This window comes from Kitasatospora sp. NPDC007106, from assembly GCF_040634455.1.
Taxonomy (GTDB): Bacteria; Actinomycetota; Actinomycetes; order Streptomycetales; family Streptomycetaceae; genus Kitasatospora; species Kitasatospora arboriphila.
Map to the genome: position 1 here is coordinate 1 of NZ_JBEYFP010000366.1, position 5999 is coordinate 5999.

General features: G+C 70.1%; 6 protein-coding genes. All 6 read left to right on the forward strand.

Translation table 11 applies throughout. From position 1 onward, the window contains the following. The first annotated feature begins 139 nt into the window (after positions 1 to 139). Complete coding sequence (gene dop / locus ABZ641_RS23505) at positions 140 to 1651, forward strand: depupylase/deamidase Dop (RefSeq protein ID WP_344621595.1); 1512 nt, start codon at positions 140 to 142, stop codon at positions 1649 to 1651. Between the two features lie 137 nt (positions 1652 to 1788). Beyond that, on the forward strand, positions 1789 to 2007 hold the full coding sequence (locus tag ABZ641_RS23510; protein WP_030274209.1) for a ubiquitin-like protein Pup: 219 nt from the start codon (positions 1789 to 1791) through the stop codon (positions 2005 to 2007). A 195-nt stretch (positions 2008 to 2202) separates the two neighbouring features. Then, positions 2203 to 3042, forward strand: a complete 840-nt coding sequence (gene prcB, locus ABZ641_RS23515) for a proteasome subunit beta (RefSeq protein WP_344621596.1) — start codon at positions 2203 to 2205, stop codon at positions 3040 to 3042. Between the two features lie 36 nt (positions 3043 to 3078). Further along, complete coding sequence (prcA, locus tag ABZ641_RS23520; protein ID WP_344621597.1) at positions 3079 to 3858, forward strand: proteasome subunit alpha; 780 nt, start codon at positions 3079 to 3081, stop codon at positions 3856 to 3858. A 165-nt stretch (positions 3859 to 4023) separates the two neighbouring features. Next, positions 4024 to 5385 carry a Pup--protein ligase gene (pafA, locus tag ABZ641_RS23525; protein WP_030274214.1) on the forward strand — a complete coding sequence of 454 codons (1362 nt, stop codon included), beginning with the start codon at positions 4024 to 4026 and terminating at the stop codon, positions 5383 to 5385. 120 nt (positions 5386 to 5505) lie between these two features. After that, the coding region (locus tag ABZ641_RS23530; RefSeq protein WP_359984613.1) for an FKBP-type peptidyl-prolyl cis-trans isomerase at positions 5506 to 5999 on the forward strand (494 nt) is incomplete at its 3' end.

The following is a 5999-nucleotide window of genomic DNA, read 5'->3' on the forward strand; positions in this document are numbered from 1 at the left end:
ACCCCACTCTTCCCCTACACGACGACCTTCCGATCTCAGTACCTTTACGGACCGCGAACCCTCCGTCCGGCTGCGGTGCCCCCCCGCCCCGCAGCCGGACGGCGCGTCTCACAGGACCACTACGGGCAAGGAGGGCCGCATGACCGTACGCCGCGTGATGGGCATCGAGACCGAGTACGGGATCTCCGTGCCCGGCCACCCGAACGCCAACGCCATGCTCACCTCGTCCCAGATCGTCAACGCCTACGCCGCGGCGATGCACCGGGCCCGCCGGGCCCGCTGGGACTTCGAGGAGGAGAACCCGCTGCGCGACGCCCGCGGCTTCGACCTCGCGCGCGAGGTGGCGGACGCCAGCCAGCTCACCGACGAGGACATCGGCCTCGCCAACGTCATCCTCACCAACGGCGCCCGGTTCTACGTGGACCACGCGCACCCCGAGTACAGCTCGCCCGAGGTGACCAACCCCCGCGACGCGGTGCTCTGGGACAAGGCCGGCGAGCGGATCATGGCCGAGGCGGCCGCCCGCGCCCTGGAACTGCCCAACGGGCAGAAGATCCACCTGTACAAGAACAACACCGACAACAAGGGCGCCTCCTACGGCACCCACGAGAACTACCTGATGAAGCGGGCGACGCCGTTCGCCGACATCGTCCGCCACCTCACCCCGTTCTTCGTCTCCCGCCAGGTGGTCACCGGCGCCGGCCGGGTCGGGCTCGGCCAGGAGGGCTCCGCGAACGGGTTCCAGATCAGCCAGCGCGCCGACTTCTTCGAGGTCGAGGTGGGCCTGGAGACGACCCTCAAGCGGCCGATCATCAACACCCGCGACGAGCCGCACGCCGACGCCGAGAAGTACCGCCGACTGCACGTGATCATCGGCGACGCCAACCTCTCGGAGATCTCCACCTACCTCAAGCTGGGCACCACCTCGCTGGTGCTGGCGATGATCGAGGACGGCTTCATCGCCGTCGACCTGGCCGTCGACCAGCCCGTGCGCACCCTGCACCGGGTCTCGCACGACCCGGGCCTGACCCACCTCCTCCAGCTGCGCAGCGGCCGCAAGCTCACCGCCGTCCAGCTGCAGATGGAGTACTGCGAGCTGGCCCGCAAGTACGTCGAGGACCGCTGGGGCCAGGACGCCGACGACCAGACCATGGACGTGCTCGCCCGCTGGGAGGACGTGCTCGGCCGGCTGGAGCGCGACCCGATGAGCCTGTCCAAGGAGCTCGACTGGATCGCCAAGCGCGAACTGCTGGAGGGCTACCGCCAGCGCGACGGGCTGGACTGGGACAACCCCCGGCTGCACCTGGTGGACCTGCAGTACAGCGACGTACGGGCCGACAAGGGCCTCTACAACCGCCTGGTGGCCCGCGGCCGGTTCGAGCGCCTGCTCACCGAGGACGAGGTCACCCGCGCGGTCTCCAAGCCCCCGGAGGACACCCGGGCGTACTTCCGCGGACGCTGCCTGGAGCAGTACGCCGAGCACGTCGCCGCGGCCTCCTGGGACTCGGTGATCTTCGACCTGCCGGGCCGCGACTCGCTGCAGCGGGTGCCCACCATGGAGCCGCTGCGCGGCACCAGGAGCCACGTCAAGGAACTCCTGGACCGCTGCCGGACGGCCGAGGATCTGGTTCGTGTACTGTCCGGAGGGTAACTCTTCGATCACCTGGGGTGAAATCCCCGCCGAAGGGGAATCATTCCGGTGAGCGCCGAGCGTTGAACGTAAACCGGGCGCGAATGCCGTACCCGGCGGATAGGGTCTGACCACACAGAGCGAGCGGGGTGAGGGAAATGGCTGGTAAGGACACCGGCGGCGGCCAGCAGCGGGCGAACCGCTCCTCCGAAGAGGTCGAGGAGCAGTCCGCAGAGGCGCAGGCCTCCGACGACCTGAAGGAGCGCCAGGAAAAGCTCAGCGACGACGTCGACGCCGTCCTGGACGAAATCGACGAGGTCCTCGAGTCGAATGCCGAGGATTTCGTCCGCGGATTCGTGCAGAAGGGCGGCGAGTAGGAGGGGGCATTCCCTTCCTGAAACCGCGCCGCGGAGACCGCGCTGCAGGTGTGTCACGGCATGCCTGCAGCGCGCTCTGCTCCCACCGCCCGCAGCGGCGCCGCCGATCGTGTGGATCAAGGGGCGCCGACGCGGGTAGGGTCCGGACATCAGCTGCTCGACCGACTGCTTGACCGTCAACACGGAAGGAATCGTGTGGAAGCCAACACTGGTGGCACCGGGCGTCTACCGGCCGCCTTCCTGACCCCCGGGTCCTCGTCGTTCATGGACTTCCTCGGCCGCCAGGCGCCGGAGCTGCTGCCCGGCAACCGCCGCCTCCCCGAGGGCGTGCTCGAGGCGCCGCACGGCACCACCATCGTCTCCGCGGTCTTCGACGGCGGCGTGGTGATCGCCGGTGACCGCCGCGCGACCATGGGCAACGTGATCGCCCAGCGCGACATCGAGAAGGTCTTCCCGGCCGACGAGTACAGCGCCGTCGGCATCGCCGGCACCGCCGGCCTCGCCGTCGAGATGGTCCGCCTCTTCCAGCTGGAGCTGGAGCACTACGAGAAGATCGAGGGCGCCGTGCTCTCCCTGGAGGGCAAGGCCAACCGGCTCACCACCATGATCCGGTCCAACCTGGCGATGGCCATGCAGGGCCTGGCCGTGGTGCCGATCTTCGCCGGCTACGACCTCGACCTCGGGCGCGGCCGGATCTTCACCTACGACGTCACCGGCGGCCGTTCCGAGGAACGCGGCTTCGCCGCCACCGGCTCCGGCTCGGTCTTCGCCCGCGGCTCGCTGAAGAAGCTCTACCGCGACGACCTCGGCGGCGAGCAGGCCGCCACCCTCGCGGTGCAGGCGCTCTACGACGCCGCCGACGACGACTCCGCCACCGGCGGCCCCGACCTGGCCCGCGGCATCTTCCCGATCGTCTCGCTGATCACCGAGGACGGCTTCCGCCGGCTCGGCGACGACGAGGTGTCGGAGATCGCCATGTCCATCACCGCCGGCCGCCGCGAGCACCCCAACGGGCCGCAGGCCCCGCTGCTCTAGTCCGCCACCCACCCAGGAAGAAGGGGACGACCGCCGGTGTCCACACCGTTCTACGTCTCGCCTCAGCAGGCCATGGCGGACCGCGCGGAGTACGCCCGCAAGGGCATCGCCCGCGGCCGAAGCGTGGTCGTGCTCACCTACGCCGACGGCATCGTCTTCGTCGCGGAGAACACCTCCCGGGCGCTGCACAAGGTCTCCGAGATCTACGACAAGATCGCCTTCGCCGCGGTCGGCCGGTACAACGAGTTCGAGAACCTGCGCATCGGCGGCGTCCGCTACGCCGACCTGCGCGGCTACTCCTACGACCGCGCCGACGTCACCGCCCGCGGCCTCGCCAACGTCTACGCCCAGACCCTCGGCACCATCTTCTCCTCGGTCGGCGACAAGCCCTACGAGGTCGAGCTGGTCGTCGCCGAGGTCGGCCGCACCGACGGCGACGACCAGATCTACCGGCTCACCCCGGACGGCTCGGTCGTCGACGAGAAGAACTACGTCGTGGTCGGCGGCAACGCCGACTCCATCGGCAACTACCTCGGCCAGCGGCACCGGGCCGGCATGGCCCTCACCGAGGCCCTCAAGCTGGCCGTCGACGGCCTCGCCCGCGACCCCAACGGGGGCAGCCCGCGCGCCATGACGCCGGAGCAGCTGGAGGTCGCGGTGCTGGACCGCAAGCGCGTCCAGCAGCGCAAGTTCAAGCGCATCCTGGGCAGCCAGCTCGGCCGCCTGCTCGGCGGCGACGCCTCCGCCGCCGAGGACGAGGCGCCCGCCGCCGACGAGCCGCCGGCGGCCGAGGGCGGGGCGCCCGCCGCCGAATAGCCCGCACGTGTGAATCCCGTACGGCACCCCACCGGTGCCGTGCGGGATTCACGTGCGCCTTCCGGGATTTGACGCGGCGCCGTGTTCGGATTGCCGGCGACACCGTGACCTTTTCGGCTCCGCCGAAGGGGTTTCGAAATGCCCCCGGAAGAGAAAAGATGCCTCATGGACCGCCGAATTTTCGGGCTGGAGAACGAGTACGGTGTCACGTGTACGTTCCGGGGACAACGGCGTCTGTCTCCTGACGAGGTGGCCAGGTACCTCTTCCGCCGCGTAGTTTCCTGGGGCCGCAGCAGCAATGTCTTCCTGCGCAACGGTGCACGCCTCTACCTCGACGTGGGCTCGCACCCCGAGTACGCCACTCCCGAATGCGACGACGTCACCGAGCTGGTGACGCACGACAAGGCGGGCGAACGCATCCTGGAGGGCCTGCTCGTGGACGCCGAGCGACGGCTCCACGAGGAGGGCATCGCCGGCGACGTCTACCTGTTCAAGAACAACACCGACTCGGCCGGGAACTCCTACGGCTGCCACGAGAACTACCTCGTGGCCCGGCACGGCGAGTTCTCCCGGCTGGCCGACGTCCTCATCCCCTTCCTGGTGACCCGCCAGCTCATCTGCGGCGCCGGCAAGGTGCTGCAGACGCCGCGCGGCGCGGTCTACTGCGTCAGCCAGCGGGCCGAGCACATCTGGGAGGGCGTCAGCTCGGCGACCACCCGCTCCCGTCCCATCATCAACACCCGCGACGAGCCGCACGCCGACGCCGAGCGCTACCGCCGGCTGCACGTCATCGTCGGCGACTCCAACATGTCGGAAACCACCACCCTGCTCAAGGTCGGCGCCACCGACCTGGTGCTGCGCCTCATCGAGGCGGGCGTGGTGATGCGCGACCTCACCCTGGAGAACCCGATCCGGGCGATCCGCGAGGTCAGCCACGACCTCACCGGCACCCACCAGGTCCGGCTCGCCAACGGCCGCGAGGCCAGCGCGCTGGACATCCAGGAGGAGTACTTCACCAAGGCGCTGGAGTTCGCCGACCGCAAGGGCCTGAACACCGGCACGGTGGCCCGGGTGCTCGACCTCTGGGGGCGCACCCTGGAGGCCGTCCGCACCGAGGACCTGGAGAAGGTCTCCACCGAGATCGACTGGATCATGAAGTACCGGTTGATCGAGCAGTACCGCGAGAAGCACCAGATGACGATGTCCAACCCGCGGGTCGCCCAGATCGACCTCGCGTACCACGACATCCACCGCCGCCGCGGCCTGTTCTACCTGCTGCAGAACAAGGGCCGGGCGGCCCGGGTCACCACCGACCTCAAGACCTTCGAGGCCAAGTCGGTGCCCCCGCAGACCACCCGGGCCAGGCTGCGCGGCGACTTCATCCGCCGGGCGCAGGAGCAGCGGCGCGACTTCACGGTGGACTGGGTCCACCTGAAGCTGAACGACCAGGCGCAGCGCACCGTGCTGTGCAAGGACCCGTTCCGGTCGGTCGACGAGCGGGTGGAGAAGCTCATCGCGGGCATGTGACGCCCGCGCCGGGCACAGGCGGCCACGAGGGGTGGCGTCCGGGTGGGTCCGGGCGCCACCCCTCGCGTGCGTGCTTGCGCCTCCCCGGCTGCGGCGTCCCCGGGCCATACGCTGGCGACCATGCGACGAATCGCCGGACTGCCGGCCGTGCCCCTCGCCGCCCTGCTCGTCGCGGTGCTCGCCGCGTGCAGCAGCGGCTCCTCCGGATCCTCCGCCGCCTCGCCCGCCGCCTCCGCCTCGGCCACCGCGGTGCCGAGCCCGGTGGAGTCCGCGGACCCGATGCCCACCGTCTCCGGCGACTTCGGCTCCAAGGCCCAGATCACCCTGCCGCAGGGCCAGCCGAGCGGCGAGTTCGTCGTGAGCGTCGTGCACGAGGGCGACGGCGCGACCGTCGCCAAGGGCGACTGGGTGACGGTCAACTACACGGCCAAGGACTGGACGACCGGCAAGGACGTCTCCAGTTCCTACGACACCGGCGGCAAGCCGCAGCTCTACCAGGCCGGCAGCGGCCAGCTGGTGCCCGCCTTCGACCAGGCGGTGCTCGGCAAGAAGGCCGGCAGCCGGCTGCTGGTGGTGGCGCCGCCGGCGGCGGGCTTCGGCACCTCCGGGAACAC